The sequence below is a fragment of the Sorangium sp. KYC3313 genome (genome assembly GCF_052075895.1).
GTDB lineage: Bacteria > Myxococcota_A > Polyangia > Polyangiales > Polyangiaceae > Sorangium > Sorangium cellulosum_B.
Genome location: NZ_CP197255.1, coordinates 11,926,886 through 11,947,666 on the forward strand (window position 1 = coordinate 11,926,886; position 20,781 = coordinate 11,947,666).

Sequence of the window (20,781 nt, forward strand, 5' to 3'; positions counted from 1 at the left end):
TCACGGCCCGGTGTCGATTGTGTCCATCTCCCCCTCGGAGGCTTTCCGATGCCTTCCGAGACCTTCCGAGAGCGGCGGCGCAGCTCGGCTGCGCTCGAGCGGTCCCTTCGTCCCCCTGCCCCTCAGCCCAGCCAGTCCGGCACGAGCGGCGACGGCGCCGCCGTCGAGATCACCCAGAGCTGGTGCGCCGCGCGGGTCGCCCCGATGTGGAGCAGGTGCCGCGACTCGTCGTCCGCCGGGTAGGTCGACGCGTTCACGTCGACCAGCACCACGTAGTCGTACTCGAGGCCCTTCACCTGCCGGACCTCGGTCACCTCGACGCCGGGGCGGAACGCGAACTCGTAGGCGCGCACGCGCCGGAGGTTCGGGATCTCCGCCATCCTGAGGGCGTCGTAGTAGACGTCCGCCTGCTCGGGGTGGCGCGCCAGGATCGCCAGCGTGGCGCGGGGCTCGCGCGCGAACAGCGGGCGGATCGCGTCGGCCAGGAACGCGACGGCCGCGCCGGCGCTCGGGAAATGGTGGTGCTCGACCGGCGCCCCGCTGCGCGGGGCGAGGGGCGGCGTCGGATCCGCCAGCGGGCCCAGCACCGCGCGGGCGAACGCGAGCACCTCGCGCGTCGAGCGGTACGCGATGCGCAGCGGCTCGACGTCGACCCGCGACAGGCCGAGGTCGTCGAGCGTCGTCCGCCAGTCGCGGAAGCCGGAGTCCATGAAGAGCCGCTGCGCCGTGTCGCCCGCCAGCGTCACGCTGCGCGGCTCGGCCACGACGCCGAGCAGCACGGCGAGGTCGATCGGCGCGAGATCCTGCGCCTCGTCCACGAAGAGGTGCTCGTAGACGAGCACGTTCTTCCCCTTGCGGAGCTCGCCCCGGAGCAGCTGGTATGCCCGCAGGAGGAGCGCGTCGTCCTCGGGGTCGAGCACCGCGCGGTCGTCGCTCGAGATCTCGCGCCCGTCCCCGCCCCGGTCGTCGTCGTCGTCCGCGGGCTCGTCGGCCATCGCCGCCTTGCGCTCGGCGCGGTCGCCGGGGTCGAGGTCGAGCACGGCGGGGCAGCGGTCCGCGCACCAGCGCCACGCGCGCTTCACCTGTTCCGGGCCGAACTCGGGGTCGCCCGCCGCCTCGAAGGCGGCCATCACCCGGTCGAGATCGGTGAGCACGTCCGCCCAGAAGGCGAGGGTGCCGCGCGAGTCGCGCCGCGCCCGCGCGTCGTCCTTGAGCTCCGCCGCGCGCTGCTCGAGGAGGTGGAGCATCGCCGGGTGGGTCTTGTAGCGGGTCACGACGGAGGGCGTGTTCTCCTCGATCGGCGCCTCGAGCCACGGGAACGCGCGCTTCCGGGCCGCGCGCGCCCACTCGGAGAACGTCTCGACCGCGATGCCGCCCAGGCCGAGCGCGGGGAGCGCCTCGCTGATGTACGCGCGGAGCGCGGGGCTGCCGACGATGACGAGCATCTTGTCGGCGGTGAAGCGGCGGCCTCCGTTGTAGGAGAGGAAGGCGAGCCGGTGGACGCCGATCGTCGTCTTGCCGCTGCCGGCGCCGCCCTGGATGACCACGATGCCGGCGTCCGGCTTCGAGATGAGCTCGAACTGCCGCGGGTCGAGGAGCGCCGCGATCTCCGGGAGGTGCCGGTCCTCGCGGGCGTGGAACGCCGCCCCCGTCCCGAGCCCGCCGCGCGCGCCGCCCGCCGCCGCGCGCGCGATGTCGCGCATGTCCTCGGGGCGCACCGCGCTGCCCTGCCCGCCGGAGAGCTCGGTCGCCCGCGTCGCGATCTCCCGGAAGCCGCCCGAGGGCCCGCGCACGAGCGTCCCCTGCGGCGCCGAGATGCGGTAGAGCTCGCCGTCGTCGATGGTCACGGTGCGCCGCACGAGCACGGTGCCCTCGACGTCGCGCTCGCCGAAGGTCTCCTCGTAGTCCGCGCCCTCCTCGTAGCGGTAGTAGATCTGGCTGACCGGGGCGTGGCGCCAGTCGACGATCCGCACGCCCGCGCTCGCGTCGACGAGCGTCGTGCGCCCGATGAGGACGTCGCGCTCGGGGCGGCCCTTCTCCTGGAGGCGCAGGTGGCCGAAGTAGGGCGACTTCGGATCGACGGGCTCGACGACGTTCTCGTTCCGCCGCGCGGCGATCCCTTGCAGGCGCTCCATCTGCTGCACCAGCGCCGGCACGTCCTCCAGCCGCGCCGCCGCGATCTGATCGCGCAGCGAGAGGAGCTGCTCCTCGTAGTTCTCGGCAGGCGGCGGGCGCGACGGCTTGGTCGCGGCGGCGGCGAGGTACGCGGTGACGCGGGCGAGCAGCGCCTCCTCCTCGCGGACGATCGCCGCGCCGCGCTCGCTCAGCCCGGCGCCGGGCGCGCCGTCGCTGGACGTGGGCGACGTGGGCGGCGCGGGCGGCGCGGGCCGGGCGGACGTCGTGATGGTGGCCGAGGACGGCGCGGTGGACTGCTCTCGGGTGGGCGTGGGGCTCGTAGGACGATTCGCGGTCACGGGGATGCCGATGCGAGGGTGGATGAGGTGACAGGCTGAGCCGGAGCGTCAGCACGCCAGACATCCGTCGCGGCCCGTTGACGCAGGAGGGTCGGACCTATTGACCGATCCGGCACAGCTCCGCAACCGCCGCGTGGGGCCCACCACGCTATCCGCGTTTCGGCGCGTTTCGACGGGCCGGCGCGCGCCTCGACGGGGCGGTTCGCGCCTCGGTGTGCCGCCGCGCGCCACGCGAGCGCCCTCGGTGCGTAACGTGCCCCGCGTCCGAGGGCGGATCCGCCGCGGGCGGTGGCGTTCGGGATTGAGGTCACGTGGGCGGACGCCGTACAAGGCAGCGATGCAAAACTGCGCGACCCGGTCCGACCGGCTCCTCGAGTTGATCCTCTTCTCGCTGCGCGATCGCGGGGCGCTCTGCGCGCTGGTCCTCGCCGCCTACCGGGTCGAGCTGACCAGCCTGCTCGACCGCGTCTCCTCGGGCTCGATCGGGGACGACGATCGGGAGGTCGCGCCGCACGCCCGGGGGGATCGCGCTTCCGGATCCCCGGCGCGCGCCCGCGCCGAGGGGCGCCGTGCGGAGGCCCGGATCAGCGAGGAGGACGCGTTCCTCATCTACGATCTCGCCGGGTGCATCGCCGAGGCGGCGGGCGCGGCCCGCCTCCCGGTCGTCCGCCGCGACGCGCTCGCCCTCCGGGAGAAGGCGGCCGAGGTGCACGCCGGCGGCGAGCGCGCTGAGCGGGACATGTTTGCGGCCGGGCTCAGGGTGATCGACCGGATCCTCGACGCGGCCCGCGCGCAGCCCTCGCCTCGGAGCGAGCCCGCGAGCAAGGACCTGAACTGAGCGGCACCGGGCGGAACTGAGCGGAACTGAGCGGCACCGGGCGGGACCGGGCGGGACCGAGCGAAAGCGTGCACGCCGGGCGCTCCATCGATGGCCTGCTCCCTGCACCGGGTGCCGCCGCGGGGCGCTCCGCCTCGGTCCCTGGGGCGGGCTCGCGTCCCGGCGGGTCGCGCTCGCGCCGAAGGACAGCATGAGCATCCCCTGCGCCGGCTCCCTCTCCGCGCCGCGAACGCTGCGAAGCCCGCTGTGGCGCGCGGCCTCGAGCGCGCCGATGCGCGTCTCCTTCGCCGGGGGTGGCAGCGACCTGCCCGGCATCGCCCGGCAGGACGGCGGGCGCGTCGTGGGCGCCGCGATCGATCTGCGCGTGCGCGTCATCGTGGAGCCGTTCGATCGAGGCTGGGTGCGGCTCGAGCTCGCCTCGCGCGGCGAGGGGCGGGCGGAGCCGCGCCCGACCGAGGGCGCCGGCGGCGCCGGAGGGGCGCGCGTCCTCCTGCGCCGCCGCGCGGATCCTCCGCGCGACGATCTCGCGTTCCGCCTGATCGAGGCGACGCTCTCCGCGGCGGGCGTGGGCGACGGGGTCGCCCTGCGGGTCGAGAGCGAGACGTCGCCCGGGGCCGGCCTGGGCGGCAGCGCGTCGGTGGCGGTGGCGGCGCTGTTCGCGCTGCGCGCCTCGCTGGGAGAGGCCGTGGCGCCGGAGGATCTGGCGCGCGAGGCGGTCGCGATCGAGCGCGAGCGCCTGTGCAACGCGTGCGGCGCGCAGGATCAGGTGTTCGCGGCGTTCGGGGGGCTGCTCGATCTCGCCTTCGACGCCGGCGGCTGCTCCGGGGTGCGGCCGCTCGCGATCGGCTGCCCGGACCTCGTGCCCGCGCTCTCGGCGGGGCTGCTGCTCGTGGACACGGAGGTGCGGCGCGTGTCGGGCGAGGTGCTGGATCGGATGGACGCCGGCTCGGCGTGCGAGGCGAAGGGCGAGCTCGTGGCGGCGGCCGGCGAGGTCGCGCGCGGCTTCGAGCTCGGCTCGCTCTCGCTGGTGCTCTCGGGCATGCGCCGGGGCGCGGCCGCGAAGGTGCGCCTCTCGAGGGCGGCGAGCGCGCTCGCGCTCTCGCTGGAGCGGCGGCTCGACGGCCTCGGGGTCGAGGTCCTCCGGGTGTGCGGCGCAGGCGGCGGCGGGCACATCCTCGTGTGGGCGCCCGCCGAGCGCCACGCGCGCATCCTCGAGGCGCTCGGCCCGTGCCTCGTGCGGCGGCCCGCGCTCGGCGCCCCCGGCGTGCGGCTCGACGGGGGCTGACGCGCGCCGCGCGGCGCTAGAACACCCATCATGTTGAAACCCGGAGAATTTTCACAGGGAGACGGGGAGGCGGGGAGGAAGAAAAAAAATGAATTTCTCCCTCTTGCCGTCTCTCGCTCCCCGCCTCCCCGTCTCCCTCTGAAATTCCTGATTTTCTCGTGGTTTCAACCCGTTTGTCGCTCTAGGCGCTCGTCCTGAGGCGGGCCTTGCGCGCGCCGCGGTCGAGCGCGAGCCCGATGAGGCGCTCGATCAACTCGCGCGCGGGGATTCCGCTCGCCTCCCAGAGCTTCGGGTACATCGAGATCGCCGTGAAGCCGGGGATGGTGTTGATCTCGTTCACGTAGAGCGCGCGATCGGGCGAGAGGAAGAGGTCGACGCGGGCCATCCCCGACGCCTCCAGCGCGCGGAACGCGCGGAGCGCGACCAGCTGCACGGCGTTCGCCTCGGCCGGGGAGAGGTCGGCCGGGATCCGGATCGTGGCCCCGTCGGCGTCGATGTACTTCGCGGCGTAGGAGTAGAAGCCGTCGGCGTGCCCGACCACGATCTCGCCGGGCACGGAGGCGATGGGGTCGTCGTCGCCGAGCACGGCGCACTCGATCTCGCGCACGCCCTCGACGCCCTGCTCGCAGACGATCTTCAGATCGAACTCGAAGGCGTGCTCGACGGCCGCCTCGATCTCGGAGCGCGCCTTGACGCGCCGGACCCCGACGGAGGACCCGAGGTTCGCGGGCTTGACGAAGATCGACCCGAAGCCGGCGCTGCCGGGGGCGGAGAGGGCGGCGATCTGCTCGATGCACGCGCCGCGATCGCGGTCCCAGGCGGCCCGGCGGAGGGTGACGTGGGGCACGATGGGGATCTCCGCCTCGCGGAGCAGGCGCTTCATGACGTCCTTGTCCATCCCCACGGCGGAGCCGAGCACGCCGGAGCCGACGTACGGGACGCCGGCGAGCTCGAGGAGGCCCTGGACGCAGCCGTCTTCCCCGGTGGGCCCGTGCAGGACGGGGAAGACGACGTCGATCGGGGAGCGGGCGCCGCCCGGCACGGTCAGCGTGGCCTCGCCGGCGGGTCCGGGGTGGGCGTCGAGGGCGATCTCCGGCCTCGCCTCGTTCAGCCGGGCGAGGCGGGGGTCGCGCGCCGCGCCGAGGAGTAGCGCCTCTTCCTGGAGCAGCCAGCGGCCGGACTTGTCGATGCCGATGAGCACCGGCTCGAAGCGGTCGCGGTCGAGCGCCTCGACGACGAAGCGGGCGGACAGGAGGGAGATCTCGTGCTCGGCCGAGCGGCCGCCGAAGAGGACGGCGACGCGCACCTTGGCGGGGTTCCGCATGGCGGCACCCTAGCCGCGATCGCGCGCGGGGGTGAAGAAGCCGGCGACTCGAGCGACTCGAGCGACTCGAAGAATGACGGCTACTCGGAGAGGACGCGGAACGACGTGCGGACCGTCGCCATCGCCACGCGCGCGACGTGGCCGTCGGCGAGCTCGACGTCGACGGCGGTGAGCTGGCCCTGGCGCTCGATCAGCCTGGCCACGCTCACCCTGGAGCCCCGGGCGACCTCGGCGCGGGCGACCTTGACGTCCGCGAGCGCCTCCAGCTGAGCGCCGACGGCGATGCCGTTCGCCACCTTTGCCGGCGTCTCCTCGCTCGCGCCCGCCGCTCCGGCGGGGACGACCACGGCCAGCGCCGCGACGACCGCAACGATGAGGCCGCCCGTCGTGCTCCTTCGACTGCAGGTGAGCATCGGGCCCGATTCTACGCGGAAGGAGAGCGATGTCACCTGCGTTGTCACCGGATCGGGTGGTCCGTCCAGAAAGCCATCCGCGACGACATCGAGCGCGCCTGTCGGCACGGAACGCAGGGGTGCATCGTCCACCTGGGGCTGCCCCCTCGGGTGGGCACCCGGACGGGGAGCTCCGCGCGCGCCGGCCGCGGCCGCCCCGGCGAGCTCCGCGACGCGACATCGAGCTCGGCAAAAAGGGTCCCAATCTGCGGACCTCGCTCGTGTCCGAACAAGGCGAGGAGGCATGATGAAGCCGCGATCGCTTATCTCAGTCACAGCCGCGCTGCTGTTTCTCGGCGTCTCGATCCCCGAAGCCGCTGCGGAGGACAGGACACCGACCAAGCAAGAGAATTACAGTTATACGTTCACCGACGATCTGCTGGATGCCTCGAACAGCTCCGCGACCGGCGCCATGCTTCAGGTCCGACAGCCCGGGCGTCGCGACAGGCTGCTCCGGCCGAGACTTCACTTCATTCCGGAGATGCTCAAGTCGGTCGAAACGATGTGATGGGGCGCGGGCAGTGGTCGAATTGCCCGGAGAGAGAGCTCACTGGGAGGCGGGAAGGCGAGAATATCATTAATCTTTTCTTCCCGCCGCCCGCCTTCATGTTCAAGAACGACAACGACCACATTGCCGGGCTCGTGGAGCCTGTGCGCCCGGTCCGTTCCTGGGGCCGTGTCAGCACGCTCCGCTGCCCTCGTCGAGGCTACGCGTCTCCGGAGCTCGGCAGCTCGGCCGGCGTCGGCGTGCGGCTCCGCCTCGCGGCGGCCGCGGCGGCGACGTTCTTCCGCATGAAGTCGACGACCGGCGCGAGCACGTCCATGACCTTCCGGTCGGTCTGCGCGTGCGTCTTGGCGATCCGGTAGGCGGCATAGAGCGACTCGCGGAACTTGATGGCGGTATAGAGCGTCGAGTCGCCGAGCTCGCCGCCCACCGAAGAGAGGCTCGCCGCGACGTCGCTGAAGAGCAGGTGCTTCTCGATCCGCTCGCGGAGCAGCGCCGTCTCGAAGCGGTTCGGGTCCATGCCTTCGTCCTGATCGGCCAGCGACTCGAACAGGGCCGGCTTCATGTCGACCACGTCGAGCACCTTGTGCAGCATCGCGTGCTCGCCGTCACGCAGCCTCGGCGCGGTCTTCCGCTGCTCCTTGGTGAGCGTCACGAGGCCGGGGAAGAGCTCGTCGAGCTTCTCGACGAACTCGGTGGCGAGGGCCTTGGCCTTCCCGGCCCGCACTCGAAACTCGTCGAGCGGCATGTCTTCCCACGTGGTCCACTTCGAATCCTTCTTTCGCGGTGCCATGGGTTCCTCCGTCGGATGATGGGGACAAGCTGGTGGCTTAGTCGCCAGCTGCGAGGTTCGCAAGGCGGGGGACCTGGGGAGCACGATCTCGGCAAAGGCACGGTGTGCGGGCGCGAGACTTTCCCTGGAGCGCGAGCGGGGCCTGCGAGGCGCTCGCCTTGGTCACCCCCACACGCGCCCGGCTCCGACACGCGCGCAGCAGGACCCGCCCGCGATGCGCCCCCCCTCGTGGACCCAGGATCGACAGATCCTCACCGCCGCCGCCAGGCCCGGCCAACCCGGCGGCCAGGGCGCCGGAGGGGGCGGCCGGGTCACCGGCATCGGTGGCCGATGGCGCTAGAACCGGTGGCCGGATCAGGTCGGAACGGGCGGCCGGATCGCGCCGGAATACGTAGTCATCACAAGCGAGCCAGCCGTCCATCTTCGAGCAGCACCCAGGGAGCTGAAGTCGAGTACGCCTCGACCCCAGCCAGGGGCAAACCAGGTGCGTCGGCGAGGACATCGATGCCTTCGCGGAGCTTCAACCCACGTTCGGTAAGCCGATACACTCGCGAGAGCATCGGGTGCGAGTCGGATGACTCTGGGCCTGGCGCACGTTCCACAGCCGCGCCAGCGTCGTGGTCTGCCCAATGCTCTAGCCGGCGTGGCAGGAACAGGTCGCCCGTGCAGGAGAGCGTCCGCCACAAGTCCATTCCAGCCCGCAGGTCGCGCCCAAGCACCGCGAGAGGAGTCTGCCACTCCGCAGACAGGATGGTCAGGAGCAGCTCGTCGAATCGACTGAGACGCAGCGCTCCTTCCGCAGTCCTTCTCGGAAAAAAGGACGAGAGGAGCTCCCACAAGGGCGCGAGCTCTGGAAACCCTTCGACGCCACGTGCGCAATTCCGAGCGAACGGCCTCGGGTCTGCTGCCGTGTACTGGCTCCAGAGGCGGACGGCACGCCGGTAGCGTCCGGGCGGCCAGGGACGCGCTTCACCGAGCCGCTCCGGGATCGTACCCAGCGCGGAGGCGGAGCACCACGTCGGCACGGCAGAGTCGTTGGTGTCCAGCCCTAGGAATGGAGGATCCAGATCGACGATGACGATGTCCTTGCGAGGGATGGCGCGCGTGCGCAGCCTGCTGCAGACTCTCCAGAGCGCGACGCGCTCGCGCAGATTGGTGGACGAAACCCATACAAAAACCACAGGACCTATCTTGCGATCAGCACCGATAGGGTCGTTAAAATCACCCCACCACGCCTGACGCGCAAGAACATGCTCAGACGCACCCACGCGAGACGGTCCAACAAGAACACAGTCGGAGTCGACGACAACGTTGGCGGCACCGAGCGGCGCGATGCGATCCGCCACGCGAGACTCGAAAACCACATGTGTTGCGCTAGCGATATCCACAGCGAAGACACTCACTAGATTCGTACGACTCGCCGCGAAGGCAATAGTCAAGACAGTCGCGACAGAACGTATGACCGCTTGTCGTTATGCGCGTACAAGGCCGTCCTTTGACCTGGCAAGCTTCAAAGTATTCGCTGCACCTGGTGACCGGGGCGCACCCTGCCATCTGCTCAGAGGCACCGCTACCCACGTCGTCACCGTTTCGGTATGCATCTCCTGTAGCCGCTGACGGGATGATGATACCGCCACCTGCGCCGTCCGTTCCCTGGCCCCTGAGATAGCACTCACCCATGTCGAAGTTGCACGCCGTGAGACCGGAAACCAGAACAGCGGCCGCCTTCGTTTTCGACCTGCGTCGCATGCCCCCATCCTCCAGGTCATTCCGGATACACGCGCGGAGATGCGGGCGCAACGGGGATTCGCATCACGGCTCATGTCCTTGCGCTACCGTTCATCAGGCCCCCGCTCCGCGGCCGAGCCCGAGCAGAGCGCAGCGGGCTGCGATTCGTCGCGGACGAACTCAGCGCGGACGCGGAGATCGATGCGCACATCGGCAAACTCGGCGCGGTCATGGCCCACATGCTCGACGAACGCCTCTACACGGGATGCATGAAGCGCGAGTTCGTCGAACTCCTGCTCGGGCTGGATATCGGACTGCGCTATTCGGTCGCAGAAGAGTGTCACGAACGTGCGCACGGTCGCGACGCGTCGCCCGCGAACCGCTCGATCGCTGCCAAGAACGGCTCGATGGCTGCCACGAACCGCTCGATGGCTGCCAAGAACGGCTCGATGGCCGCCACGAACCGCTCGATCGCTGCCACGAGCCGCTCGATGGTCGCCGTGAGCCGTTCCCCTGCCCCGTCTCACCTCGACCCCTCCGGGCGCCGCTCCCGCACGACCGCTGCCAAGCGCCGTGCGCGTGGAGCAGGCCTGGTAGGAGCCACCGTGCGCATCGTAGGAGTGCGAACGCCAGGGCGACGGTGTCCGCCCGCGTGGGGGTGGCAGGCCAGTCGACAGCGGCGGGATGTCAGGCGAGCTCCGCGATGCGCTACCCGACGGGTCGAACAGGCGTGAGATGCGCATTGATTCGTATTGCACGCCTTGTCGATCCATGATGAAAACATTCCAAGGACGCCATCATGATGCGCGCTCATCCCCCTGCCGAGAACGCCCCCCACGCATCGTTCGACCCCCGCGTCTGGCAGCTCTGGGGAAAAGCCGACCCCTCCCGCGCCCGCGAGGGAAGCTCGGATTGGCACCCGCTCCTGTGCCATGTGCTCGACGTCATCGCATGCGCCGAGCGCCTGCTGCTCCACGTGCGCCCCGACCGGCTCGACGCGCTGACCGCAGCCCTCGCGCTGCCACGAGAGGCGGCGCTGCCATGGGTCCTGTTCTTCGTGGCGCTCCACGATCTCGGCAAGGCCACGCCGCCATTCCAATTCAAGGTATCCGCCCGCGTCCAAGCGCTCCTCGCCCTGGGACTCGATTTCCCTGACCGCGACGAGCCCCACGGTAGCCTGTCTACCGTCCTGACGACCAAGGCGCTCACCGAGCACGGCCTGCCTCCCCGGCTCGCTCGCTGGGTCGCACGCTCGGTCGGCGCTCATCACGGAGAGTTCGCCTCGCTCGGGAAGCTGGGCGAGCTGGAGCAGGAAAAGGGCGTTCTGCTCCCGGGTTACGCAGGCAACGAGCCGCTCTGGGCGCTGCTCCGCTCCCACTTGGTCGAGGCGCTCGCAGGCGTGTGCGGTATCAGCCCGTCGACGTCGCGCCCCTCCCTCCCCCAGGGAGCCGCGAACCGACACGCCTTCGCCGCCGATCTGGCCGGGTTGACCACCGTGGCGGACTGGCTCGGCTCGAACGCGGACGTGTTCGCCTACGTGGAGCCGCCTGCGTCCCCCGCCGATTACCTGGCGCTCGCCCGGGAACGCGCCGTCCGCGCGGTCGACGCGGCCGGCTGGCGCCTCCCACCACGCCCTCCCCGCCGGACCTTCCGCGAGCTCTTCGACAAGGACCCATGGCCGCTGCACGAGGCCGTCGAAGAGCTCCTCCCCGCGCTCCTCGGCCCATCGCTCGTCGTCGTCGAGGCCCCGATGGGCGAGGGCAAGACCGAGGCAGCGCTCACGATCTTCGACGCCCTCGCGGCGCGCAGCGCGAGCGGCCTCTACTTCGCCCTTCCGACCCAGGCCACGAGCAACCAGATCTTCGGCCGGGTCGAGCGCTTCCTCCGCGCCACGTTCCCCGGCGAGACACACGGCCTGCACCTCGTCCACGGCGACGCAGGCCTCTCCGAGCGCTACGACGCGCTCAAGGCGCGCGCCTTCGCCATGCGCTCCGTCGATGGGGCCGCCCGGGGAGAGGGCGGCCCCGTCGCCGATGCGTGGTTCGCCCGCAGCAAGCGGGCGCTCCTCGCCCCCCTCGCGGTCGGCACCGTGGACCAGGCGCTCCTCGGCGTCCTCGGCGTCCGCCACGGCTTCCTTCGCCTGCACGGCCTCGCCGGCAAGGTCGTCGTCGTCGACGAGGTCCACGCCTACGACACGTACACGTCCGAGCTGCTCGACCGGCTGCTCTCGTGGCTCGGCGCGCTCGGCGCCACCGTCGTCCTCCTCTCCGCCACCCTCCCCGCGGCGCGCCGGGATGCGCTCGTGCGCGCCTTCGGCGCCGCGCCGTGCCCCCCCGCGGCCTACCCGCGCATCACCATCGCCACCGCGGGCGCCTCCTCCAGCAGCACCTCGTTCCCGGCCCGCCGGGCGCCCGTCCCGGTCTCACTCGTCTGGCAGCCCGCACCGACGCTCCCGGAGCGCCTCGCCCAGGCGCTCTCCGGTGGCGGGTGCGCCGTCTGGATCGTGAACACCGTTCGCCGCGCCCAGCAGACGTACCTCGCCCTGCGCGCCCTCCGCGACCGCGGACTCCTCCCGGCGGACCTCGATCTCGGCCTCCTCCACGCGCGGTTCCCCTTCGATGCCCGCGCGGCGCGCGAGCGGAGCGCCGAGGCGTCCTTCGGCCCCGGCGAGGAGAAGCGCCCGCGCGCGGCGATCCTCGTCGGCACGCAGGTCCTCGAGCAGAGCCTCGACCTCGATTTCGATCTCATGATCACCGAGCTCGCCCCGGTCGACCTCGTGCTCCAGCGCGCCGGCCGCCTCCACCGGCACACGCGCGAGCGACCGCGGCCCCCAGCCGTCCAGCGCCCCACCCTGTGGCTCGTCCGCCCCGAGGACGACGAGCGCCCCGAAGGGCCGGCATTCGGCGCGAGCGCTCTCATCTATGCCCCGTCGGTCCTGCTGCGGAGCTGGCTCGCCCTACGCGATCGCACGGAGGTCGTGCTGCCCACCGACATCGAGCCGCTCATCGAGTCCGTGTATGGAGGCGCGGCGCCGGCGGCCCCGGCCGAGCTGGCCGCGCGCCTCGCCCAGCTGGATCGCGCGAGCAAAGCGCAGGAACGCACCGAAAAAAACAAGGCCCTCATGATCGAGCTCGCCGCGCCGGACGCGGACGATCCGTTCCGCGACCTCGCGCAGATGTTCGAGGACGAAGATCCGAGGATCCACCGATCCCTGCGCGCGAAGACCCGGCTCGGCGAGCCCAGCGTCGAGGTCGTGCCGGTGCTCGACCGCGGCGGGCGGGTCATCCTCGCCGGCGACCCCTACGTGGCGATCGACCTCGATACGAAGAATCCGCCGCCACACCGCACCATCGTGGCTGCCGCGCGGCAGGCCGTCGGCATCGCCGACGGCCGCGTGGTCGCCGCCCTCCTCGATGAGCGCGTGCCCCCGAGCTTCGAGGCCAGCGGGCACCTCCGCTTCCATCGCGTCCTCCGCCTCGACGGCGCTGGCCGCACGACGATGGCCGGCGTCTCCCTGGCGCTGGATCCCGAGCTCGGGCTCGTCGTCGGCTCGCTCGATCTCCCCGACAACGAAGCGCCCTAGGAGACCTCCGTATGCCGCCGCCCGAACGCCCCCGCTTCGATCTGAGCCGAGAGCCCTGGATCCCTTGCGAGACGCTCGCCGGAGCGCGCGTCGAGCTCGGGTTCGAGGAGGTCCTCGTGCGCGCCCACGAGCTCGCCTGCGTCCACGACGAGTCACCGCTCGCGACGGCCGTGATCCATCGGCTCCTGCTCGCGATCGTCCACCGCGCCGTCGATGGTCCGCGCTCGACCGAGGCCTGGGAGGCCCTCTGGAACCAGGCGCATTTCGACCCCGCCCGCCTGCGCGCGTACCTCGACCGCTTCCGTCACCGCTTCGACCTGTTCGACGCCGAGCGGCCGTTCCTGCAGGTGCCGCGGCTCGCGGAGGTGCTCTTCGCCGAGCGGCAGGGAAAGCAGGCCGAGAGGACGCCCGTGCGCCGCCTCGCGCTGGAGCGGTCCGGCTACTCGGGCGCGGCGCAGCTGCTGGAGCACGGCGGGGACGACGCGGGGCTGACCCCCGCCGAGGCCGCCCGCGCGATGCTGGGGTTCCTGGGGTTCGGGCCGGGGGGCCGCATCCTGAACGACTCGGGCTATCCGAGGGCGTGCCCGCTGCGCGCAGGCGCGGTCGTGCTGGCCCGGGGGACGACGCTCCACCGCACCCTCCTGCTCAACCTGCTCATCCTCGCGCAAGACCGGCCGCTCCCGGGTGCAGGCGGCCCCGATGACGTGCCGGCGTGGGAGCAGGACATGGCGGCCTCGCGCACGGTGCGCGCGGTGCGGGGCTGGCTTGATGCCCTCACGTGGCAGGCGCGGCGCGTGGAGCTGATCCCGCACGCGACGGCAGCTGGACCCGTCGTACGCGACGTGGTCACGGGCGCGGGCGTCGAGCCCGAGGGCGACTGGATCGAGCCGATGCAGGCGCTCCTGGTCCGCGACGTGAAGCGCGGCGCTGAGCCGCTCCGGTTCGACCCCGACCGGAGCCTGTGGCGCGACGCTACCGCCCTCTTCGAGGCGACGGATGCCCGTAAGGAGCACCGTCGCCCCGCGGTCTGCACGCAGATCGCATGGCTCGTGGAGAACGACATCCTGGAGCGGGCCGCCGGGCTCACGCTCGATCTGTACGGCCTGTCGAGCAGCCAGGCGGCGATCGAGCTCTGGCGCGCAGAGCGCGTGCCGCTGCCGGTCCGGCTCCTCACCGACGCCGGGCGGGTCAATGTCCTCGGGGAAGCCCTTCGCGCGGCCCACGAGGCGGGGAGCGCGCTGCGGAGCGGCGCCTGGCGGGCGGCCAGCGCGGCGCTCGCGTCGGGCGAGCGGAGCCCGGACAAGAAGGACGTCGGGGCGCTCGTGGAGCGCCTCGCGACGGAGCCCCGCTACTGGAGCACGCTGGGCGCCTGGTTCGACGAGCTGGTCCGGCGGCTCGGAGCGGACGAGGACACGGAGGCGGCCCTGCGCTGGTGGAAGGCCGCCGCGCGCAAAGCGACGTGGAGCGCCCTCGACGGCGGGACGCGCCAGCTCGGCGCGAACGCCCGCGCTCTCCGAGCCCGCGCCCTCGCCGAGCGCACGCTCGCGTACGAGCTCGCCAAGCGGTTTCCCGAGACCCCCTCCGCGCCGACCGAGGAAGGAGCCACCGCATGACCGATGTCGCCAAGACCAAGGACGATCACGTCGCCCGCTTCATCTCGCACCTCCGCAAGCTCGCCGAGGACGAGGACCGAGGGGCGCTCGCTGCCCTCCGCAAGAGCCTCCAGGACCGCACGGGGATGGCCGCCGCGGCGTGCCCTCATGTGGCCCCCTGGCTGCCGCACAGCGAGGACTTCTACCGCGATCGCGCCTTCTTCCTGGTCGGCGCGCTGTTCGCGCTCCACCCCGATCCCGGCGGCGAGGGCACGAGCCTGGGGCGCGCCTTCCGCGCGATCAACGCCGATCAGGAGGGCCCCGGGGCCGGCGACAACGAGAGCCTGCGCCAGCGGTTCGTGGCGCTCCTCGACGCGGACGCCGAGGACCTGCCGAACCACCTCCGGCACGCCGTCTCGCTCGCGCGAAGCAAGGGGAAGCCCCTCGACTGGGATCGCCTGCTCCGCGACGTGCTCGCGTGGCGCGGCGAGTCACGCCACGTCCAGCGCCGGCTGGCGCGCGAGTTCTGGAATACACGTCACGACGCCCTCGACTCCGAAGGAGAGACCTCTCGATGAAGCTCGAACTCCATATCTTGCAGAACTTCGCCCCGTCGAATTTGAACCGCGACGACACCGGCTCTCCCAAGGACTGCGAGCTCGGCGGCGTGCGCCGCGCGCGCATCTCGAGCCAGTGCTACAAGCGCGCGATCCGCCAGGCGTTCGAGGCGCACGAGCTCCTCGACGCGGCAGAGCGGGCGACGCGCACGAAGCGCCTCGTCGAAGCCGTCGCGGAGCACGTGGAGGCGGCGAAGAAGATCGACCCGGAGAGCGCGAAGCGCGCGGTCGTGCGCGCGCTCGCGGGCGGCGGGCTGAAGGCGGAGGAGGGCGACACCTGGAAGACACAGTATCTGCTGTTCCTGCCCACGCGCACCATCGAGCGCCTCGGCGCGCTGATCGCCGAGAACCTGGCGGTTCTGGCTTCGCCGCCGGCGGAGGCGACCGCAGAGCCGGCGGGGGACAAGGCCGGTAAGGGCAAGGGGGGCAAGTCCAAGAAGCAGGAGAAGTCGGAGGCGAAGGACCAGGTCCCCGCTGCGCTTCGGGAGCAGATCGAGGCGCTGCTCTCGGACGGGTCGCGCACGCCCGAGCTGGGGCTCTTCGGGCGGATGATAGCGGACCAGCCCGGGTGGAACGTCGACGCGGCGTGCCAGGTGGCTCACGCGATCTCAACCCACCGGGTCTCGATGGAGTTCGACTTCTACACGGCCATCGACGACCGGAGGCGCGACGACAGCTCGGGCAGCGACATGATGGGGACGATCCCGTTCAACTCGGCCTGCTTCTATCGCTACCTGGTCATCGACGTGGACGACCTCGTCCGGAACCTGGGCGGGGACGAGGCCGCCCGGGCGCAGGCGAGGAAGACGCTGGCGGCGCTGCTGCGCGCGGCGGTCCTGGCGATCCCGAGCGGCAAGCAGAACTCGATGGCGGCGCACAACCCGCCGTCGTTCCTCCTGACGGACGTGCGGGAGCGCGGGGCGCCGCGCTCGCTGGCGAACGCCTTCGTCGAGCCGGTGCGCCCGAGGAGCAACGAGCACAACGATCTCGTGGAAGGATCGGTGTTGAAGCTGGGTGAACTGCTCGCCGCGCTCGACGGTGTCTATGGGACTGACGGGCGGAAGGATCTCTCGTTCTGCGTGGTCGATCCGAGCCAGACGCTCGCGAAGGCTTTTGGCCAGAAGGTGACGTCGGCCCACCACCGCGCGTCGCTCCAGGCGCTGATCGACGCCGCGACCGCGGCGGCGTTCGGGGGCGGGGCGTGAAGAGCGTCCTGCTGCGCCTCGAAGGTCCGCTCCAGTCGTGGGGTACCCAGAGCCGGTTCCCGCACCGCGACACGGAGCGCGAGCCGTCGAAGAGCGGCGTGCTGGGCCTGGTCGGGGCGGCGCTCGGCATGCCGCGGGACGACGACGCGCGCCTCGCCGAGCTCGCCGCGGCGACGATGGGCGTGCGCGTCGATCGCGAGGGCGGGACGCTCGTCGACTACCACACCGCGGGCGCGGGGCGCTTCGACGGGAAGGAGCATCGCGTCTGCGGCACGAGCAACCCCATCATCACGCGGCGCGCTTACCTGAGCGACGCGAGCTTCCTCGTGGCGCTCGGTTACGAGGACGACGCGCTCGCCACGGCGATCGATGACGCCCTCGAATCGCCGCGGTGGCCGCTCTTCCTCGGGCGCCGCGCGTGCCCGCCGTCCCTCCCCGTGCGCGCGGGCCTCGTCGCGGCGGAGCCCGAGGCCGCGCTCCGCGCCGCGCCCTGGCCGAGCCCGGCGGCGCCCATGGAGCGGGTTCGCCTCGTCGTGGAGTGCGATCCGGACAAGGGGCACCCCCGGCAGGACCAGCCGCTGTCGTTCCGCCTCCACGCGCGGCACTTCGCGCGCCGCTTCGTCTGCACGACGTGGATCGAGCCCGGAGAGCTCGCGTTGTCGCCCGAGGACACGCTGCAGACCTCGCTGGTGGCGCGGCGCCCCGAGCTGCGGACTCCCGCCCTCTGACTTGCAAAGGAGCCTCCGATGTACCTGTCCCGAGCCTTGCTGAACCCCATTTCGCGCGCCGTGCGCGCCGATATCGCCGATATCGAGGGTCTCCACCGCACGATCATGCGCGCGTTCCCCGACGGCGCCGGGCCCCATCCGCGCCGGGCGCACGGCGTCCTCTTTCGCGTGGACGAGGCGGTCCAGCGCGGCCGGTTCGTCCTCCTGGTTCAGAGCGCGACGCGACCGGACTTCACGCGGCTGCCCAAGGACTACTTCCTGGATATCCAGGAGGATCTGGGCTTTACCGAGCCGAGCCCCATCGAGAACCCGGCGGTCCGGGAGGTCGGGGGCGAGCGGGCGCGCATCGGCACGGGGGAGTGCTTCCGCTTCCGGCTGCGCGCGAATCCGACGCGTCGAATCGACACGAAGAGCGGCGAGGACGGCAAGCGCCGCAACGGCAGGCGCGTGGAGCTGCGCGACAACGCGTCGCGGCTCGACTGGCTGCGGCGCAAGGCGATGGCGGCCGGGTTCGAGCTCTGCGGCGCGGAGGACGGCGCCGGGGCGGGCGATGTATCGGTCGACGTGTCGGTGATGGAGGAGCGGAAGCTCACCAATCGCAAGGCGCGCGCAAGCGACAAGCGGCAGGGGCTCACGCTGGCGCCGGTGCTGTTCGAGGGCCGGTTGCGCGTGACCGACGCGGATCGGTTTCGCGAGGCGCTGGCGGCGGGTATCGGGCCGGCGAAGGCGTATGGGTTCGGGCTGCTGTCGATCGCGCGAGAGCAGAACTGAGCGGGGCGGCGGGCCGGCGGGCGATTGGCAGGTACGGCGCGGCGAGTGCGAAAGAAGGAAAAAAAAAGAACATCGATCGCAAGAAAATCAGAACCGCCGTCGCGATGCGTCCTTTCGGGCGTCGATGTCCTCCGAGGGCCGTCCAGGGCTGCCGTCGCGTGCAGGAATGACGTAGGAGCTCAGGTCATGAGTCGAGGGGGAGCCTGCTCCGCGATCTGCAGCAGTTGCCGCGCTTCAGCGATGGCTGGACGTTTCTCTACACGGACAAGGTCCGTATCGAGCGAGACGACAGCGCGATCGTCTTGATCGACGCCGAGGGGCAGGTGCCTGTTCCTGTGGCGGCGCTTTCGGTGCTGATGCTGGGTCCCGGGGTGTCCATCACGCACGCGGCGATGCTCGCGCTGGCGGAGGCGGGCTGTTCGGTGGTGTGGTGCGGCGAGGACGGGACGCGGTTCTATGCGTCGGGGGTGGGCGAGACGCGGCGTGCGTCGAACCTGATGGCGCAGGCGGAGGCGTGGGCGAGCGCGAAGCGCCGGGTGGAGGTGGTCGCCCGGATGTACCGGATGCGGTTCGCGGAGCGGCTCGATCCGGATCTGACGCTGGAGCAGTTCCGGGGATGGAGGGCGTGCGCGTGCGGGAGGCGTACGCGAAGGCAAGCCGGGCGACGGGGCTGCCCTGGAGCGGCCGTGCGTACAAGCGGGGCGACTGGGGCGCGGCGGATCCGGTAAACCGGGCGCTGTCGACGGCGAACGCGTGCCTGTACGGGCTGTGTCACGCGGCGATCGTGTCGACGGGCTTCTCGCCAGCGCTGGGGTTCGTGCACACGGGCAAGATGCTGAGCTTCGTGTACGACGTCGCCGATCTGTACAAGGTGGAGGTGACAGTGCCGATCGCGTTCAGGGCGGCGGCGATGGGCACGGCGTCGCTGGAGTCGAACGTGCGGCGCCTGTGCCGGAGCGCGTTCTACGACGAGCGGCTGATCCAGCGGATCGTGCCGGACATGCAGCGGGTGCTGGGGCTGAAGGCGGACGCAACGCTGCTGGTGACGCACGCGCCGGACGGGGATGCGCCCGGGGCGCTGTGGGATCCGGTGAAGGGGAGCGTGGCCGGGGGGAAGAACTTCGCGGAGCTCGACGGCGGGAGCGAGGGGAGCACGGGGGAGGGCGACGGTGCGCCGCCGGAGGCGGAGCCGGAGCCGGAGGGAGGTGTGCCATTCTGACGGTGCTGGTGGTGGAGCGGGCATCGCCGTCGCTGCGGGGGCACATCACACGCTGGATGCTGGAGGTGCGGGCGGGGGTATTCGTGGGGACGCTCTCGACACGGGTGCGCGAGCTCTTGTGGCAGGCGGTGTGCGCGCGTAACGCTGGGGGAGGTTGTGTGCTGGTCCACGCGGCACAGAATGAGCAAGGATTTGCCATGCTGACGCACGGGGACACCAGCCGCACGGTCATTGACATCGAGGGACTTACGCTGGTCCGGAAGGCGTAAGTATGCGAAAAGAGTAAGTGTCGTCCCCGCGCACGCGGGGGTGAACCGAGAGCGCCGAAGGTCGACATCAAGGCGCCCGCGTCGTCCCCGCGCACGCGGGGGTGAACCGGCGTGCGCATCGTGCGTTCGTCCGGAGACGACCGTCGTCCCCGCGCACGCGGGGGTGAACCGGCCGCGGCGGGGCTCGGGAGCGCCGCGTCGCAGTCGTCCCCGCGCACGCGGGGGTGAACCGCTCCAGCAGCAGGTGGTGGGCGTCACCGGCACCGTCGTCCCCGCGCACGCGGGGGTGAACCGTCGTCGCCACGGAAGACGCAGCGGGCCGATGCGTCGTCCCCGCGCACGCGGGGGTGAACCGGGGTCAGCCGGACGGGTGGGCGTTGTATACACGTCGTCCCCGCGCACGCGGGGGTGAACCGCGCGTCGCCCGGGTCCGGACGGTCGAGGGGTCGTCGTCCCCGCGCACGCGGGGGTGAACCGATGCTGTGCGAGAGGAGGTCGGTGCGGAGGGAGTCGTCCCCGCGCACGCGGGGGTGAACCGTGGATGCGCGAGCGGTTCTGCGCCGGCTTGGGGGTCGTCCCCGCGCACGCGGGGGTGAACCGCGCTCCGACCACGAGACGACGGGGCCGCCGGCGTCGTCCCCGCGCACGCGGGGGTGAACCGGAACGGCGGGCGGAGGCGCGCCGGGAGTTCGCGTCGTCCCCGCGCACGCGGGGGTGAACCGTATCAAACATTGTCAAATCATCCGGTAAAGCAGAGTCGTCCCCGCGCACGCGGGGGTGAACCGCTGACCGAGATCAGCCGCATGCCGAAGCCGCCGTCGTCCCCGCGCACGCGGGGGTGAACCGATCGTCGACGATCGGCCGAGAGCGACACGTCGCGTCGTCCCCGCGCACGCGGGGGTGAACCGCCAGAGAACGTCATCCGGGAGGGCGCCCGGCCGTCGTCCCCGCGCACGCGGGGGTGAACCGCGTCGGTCGAACCTGGAGGCGCAGAAGCAGGCGTCGTCCCCGCGCACGCGGGGGTGAACCGACGGGGCCGCTCGTCGGGCGCCCGGCGGCCATGTCGTCCCCGCGCACGCGGGGGTGAACCAGCCTTGCGACGGGACGACGGCCGCCAACGTCGAGTCGTCCCCGCGCACGCGGGGGTGAACCGCTGGTCGCGAACGCGTACGGTCAACGGAAGGCGTCGTCCCCGCGCACGCGGGGGTGAACCGCGCCGCCTTGGTGAACTCTTCGGTCCCGCGGCCGTCGTCCCCGCGCACGCGGGGGTGAACCGAGGCGCTCGCCGCGAAGGAGCGAGAGCTCGCCGTCGTCCCCGCGCACGCGGGGGTGAACCGCAGGGGCCGCCGACGTCGGCGGCGGTCAGCGCGTCGTCCCCGCGCACGCGGGGGTGAACCG

At 71.8% G+C, this 20,781-nt stretch carries 19 protein-coding genes and 1 CRISPR repeat array (1 of these 20 running past the window's edge); of the genes, 12 read left to right on the forward strand and 7 right to left on the reverse strand.

Annotation, left to right across the window (positions count from 1 at the left end; all coding sequences use genetic code 11):
- Positions 1-122 precede the first annotated feature (122 nt).
- Positions 123-2,474 carry an ATP-binding domain-containing protein gene (locus ACSRUE_RS45420; protein ID WP_441289001.1) on the reverse strand — a complete coding sequence of 784 codons (2,352 nt, stop codon included), beginning with the start codon at positions 2,472-2,474 and terminating at the stop codon, positions 123-125.
- 337 nt (positions 2,475-2,811) lie between these two features.
- Here ACSRUE_RS45420 and ACSRUE_RS45425 point away from each other — a divergent pair, with 337 nt between their 5' ends.
- Positions 2,812-3,312 carry a hypothetical protein gene (locus tag ACSRUE_RS45425; protein ID WP_437761734.1) on the forward strand — a complete coding sequence of 167 codons (501 nt, stop codon included), beginning with the start codon at positions 2,812-2,814 and terminating at the stop codon, positions 3,310-3,312.
- Between the two features lie 190 nt (positions 3,313-3,502).
- Positions 3,503-4,597 carry a GHMP family kinase ATP-binding protein gene (locus ACSRUE_RS45430; protein ID WP_441289002.1) on the forward strand — a complete coding sequence of 365 codons (1,095 nt, stop codon included), beginning with the start codon at positions 3,503-3,505 and terminating at the stop codon, positions 4,595-4,597.
- A 181-nt stretch (positions 4,598-4,778) separates the two neighbouring features.
- Here ACSRUE_RS45430 and ACSRUE_RS45435 read toward each other — a convergent pair whose 3' ends face one another.
- Entirely contained in the window at positions 4,779-5,921 is a 1,143-nt protein-coding gene (locus ACSRUE_RS45435) for a D-alanine--D-alanine ligase family protein (RefSeq protein ID WP_441289003.1), read from the reverse strand.
- Between the two features lie 80 nt (positions 5,922-6,001).
- Positions 6,002-6,334: a hypothetical protein gene (locus ACSRUE_RS45440; protein ID WP_441289004.1), complete on the reverse strand. Its 333-nt coding sequence runs from the start codon at positions 6,332-6,334 to the stop codon at positions 6,002-6,004.
- Between the two features lie 283 nt (positions 6,335-6,617).
- Between ACSRUE_RS45440 and ACSRUE_RS45445 the strand changes: the two genes are divergently transcribed.
- Positions 6,618-6,881, forward strand: a complete 264-nt coding sequence (locus ACSRUE_RS45445) for a hypothetical protein (RefSeq protein WP_437761738.1) — start codon at positions 6,618-6,620, stop codon at positions 6,879-6,881.
- Between the two features lie 199 nt (positions 6,882-7,080).
- Here the strand turns inward: ACSRUE_RS45445 and ACSRUE_RS45450 are convergent, their stop codons facing one another.
- The 4 genes from ACSRUE_RS45450 to ACSRUE_RS45465 form a co-directional block, all read right to left on the reverse strand.
- Complete coding sequence (locus ACSRUE_RS45450; RefSeq protein ID WP_441289005.1) at positions 7,081-7,671, reverse strand: hypothetical protein; 591 nt, start codon at positions 7,669-7,671, stop codon at positions 7,081-7,083.
- Positions 7,672-8,069: 398 nt separating this feature from the next.
- Positions 8,070-9,017, reverse strand: a complete 948-nt coding sequence (locus tag ACSRUE_RS45455; RefSeq protein WP_441289006.1) for a hypothetical protein — start codon at positions 9,015-9,017, stop codon at positions 8,070-8,072.
- A gap of 486 nt (positions 9,018-9,503) precedes the next feature.
- Positions 9,504-9,755 carry a hypothetical protein gene (locus tag ACSRUE_RS45460; RefSeq protein WP_441289007.1) on the reverse strand — a complete coding sequence of 84 codons (252 nt, stop codon included), beginning with the start codon at positions 9,753-9,755 and terminating at the stop codon, positions 9,504-9,506.
- Positions 9,740-9,880 carry a hypothetical protein gene (locus ACSRUE_RS45465; protein WP_441289008.1) on the reverse strand — a complete coding sequence of 47 codons (141 nt, stop codon included), beginning with the start codon at positions 9,878-9,880 and terminating at the stop codon, positions 9,740-9,742. Before ACSRUE_RS45465 ends, ACSRUE_RS45460 begins: the two co-directional genes overlap by 16 nt.
- A 318-nt stretch (positions 9,881-10,198) precedes the next feature.
- Between ACSRUE_RS45465 and cas3 the strand changes: the two genes are divergently transcribed.
- From cas3 to cas2e, 9 genes are all read left to right on the forward strand, one after another.
- Positions 10,199-12,982: a CRISPR-associated helicase Cas3' gene (gene cas3 / locus ACSRUE_RS45470; RefSeq protein ID WP_441289009.1), complete on the forward strand. Its 2,784-nt coding sequence runs from the start codon at positions 10,199-10,201 to the stop codon at positions 12,980-12,982.
- Positions 12,983-12,993: 11 nt separating this feature from the next.
- Positions 12,994-14,595 (forward strand): type I-E CRISPR-associated protein Cse1/CasA, encoded by a 1,602-nt coding sequence (gene casA, locus ACSRUE_RS45475; RefSeq protein WP_441289010.1) that lies wholly within the window; start codon positions 12,994-12,996, stop codon positions 14,593-14,595.
- A complete protein-coding gene (gene casB / locus ACSRUE_RS45480) occupies positions 14,592-15,152 on the forward strand; it encodes a type I-E CRISPR-associated protein Cse2/CasB (RefSeq protein WP_441289011.1) in 561 nt (186 codons plus the stop codon). The genes casA and casB overlap by 4 nt, the downstream gene beginning before the upstream one ends.
- Positions 15,149-16,396, forward strand: a complete 1,248-nt coding sequence (gene cas7e, locus ACSRUE_RS45485) for a type I-E CRISPR-associated protein Cas7/Cse4/CasC (RefSeq protein ID WP_441289012.1) — start codon at positions 15,149-15,151, stop codon at positions 16,394-16,396. Before casB ends, cas7e begins: the two co-directional genes overlap by 4 nt.
- Positions 16,393-17,124 carry a type I-E CRISPR-associated protein Cas5/CasD gene (gene cas5e, locus ACSRUE_RS45490; protein WP_441289013.1) on the forward strand — a complete coding sequence of 244 codons (732 nt, stop codon included), beginning with the start codon at positions 16,393-16,395 and terminating at the stop codon, positions 17,122-17,124. The genes cas7e and cas5e overlap by 4 nt, the downstream gene beginning before the upstream one ends.
- A gap of 18 nt (positions 17,125-17,142) precedes the next feature.
- Positions 17,143-17,895 carry a type I-E CRISPR-associated protein Cas6/Cse3/CasE gene (gene cas6e / locus ACSRUE_RS45495; protein WP_441289014.1) on the forward strand — a complete coding sequence of 251 codons (753 nt, stop codon included), beginning with the start codon at positions 17,143-17,145 and terminating at the stop codon, positions 17,893-17,895.
- A 224-nt stretch (positions 17,896-18,119) separates the two neighbouring features.
- Complete coding sequence (locus tag ACSRUE_RS45500) at positions 18,120-18,623, forward strand: CRISPR-associated endonuclease Cas1 (RefSeq protein ID WP_441289015.1); 504 nt, start codon at positions 18,120-18,122, stop codon at positions 18,621-18,623.
- On the forward strand, positions 18,512-19,114 hold the full coding sequence (gene cas1 / locus ACSRUE_RS45505) for a CRISPR-associated endonuclease Cas1 (RefSeq protein ID WP_441289016.1): 603 nt from the start codon (positions 18,512-18,514) through the stop codon (positions 19,112-19,114). The genes ACSRUE_RS45500 and cas1 overlap by 112 nt, the downstream gene beginning before the upstream one ends.
- A 56-nt stretch (positions 19,115-19,170) precedes the next feature.
- A complete protein-coding gene (gene cas2e / locus ACSRUE_RS45510) occupies positions 19,171-19,383 on the forward strand; it encodes a type I-E CRISPR-associated endoribonuclease Cas2e (protein WP_441293198.1) in 213 nt (70 codons plus the stop codon).
- 19 nt (positions 19,384-19,402) lie between these two features.
- Positions 19,403-20,781: direct repeats of the CRISPR family, unit length 29 nt; unit sequence GTCGTCCCCGCGCACGCGGGGGTGAACCG (it continues 4,300 nt past the right edge of the window).